Origin of the sequence: Xenorhabdus entomophaga (genome assembly GCF_037996725.1) — a bacterium.
In the GTDB taxonomy this organism is placed as follows: domain Bacteria; phylum Pseudomonadota; class Gammaproteobacteria; order Enterobacterales; family Enterobacteriaceae; genus Xenorhabdus; species Xenorhabdus khoisanae.
In genome coordinates this window covers 1-242 of sequence record NZ_JBBMXH010000463.1, presented here as the reverse complement: position 1 = coordinate 242, position 242 = coordinate 1, and the positions used below count along the sequence as shown (strand labels likewise).

The 242-nt window shown below is 51.2% G+C and carries 1 protein-coding gene; it reads right to left on the bottom strand.

Features of this window, described 5'->3' with window-relative positions:
• Positions 1-242 (bottom strand): DUF927 domain-containing protein (locus AAC854_RS23635; protein WP_340619190.1); only part of this gene is annotated, 242 nt, incomplete at both ends.

Sequence of the window (242 nt, the reverse complement as noted above, 5' to 3'; positions counted from 1 at the left end):
GCCGATTTCGTCAATGGGCATGAAACCATCATTACGGGCGGCGGCTTCGTTGTTTAAACCGTGATTAGTGCCGTGCCACGATAATTTCAGTTCTTCGGGATCGCCGTATAAACTGCTGGCAGCCTCAACGCTAGTGGTTTTGCCTGCTGAGGATTGAGCGAATAAATGCACACCAAAGCAACTACCGCCTGTCAGTGAGTTAAGCGGTGCAGCTAGTCCTACCAGTACGCCCAGCATCATTG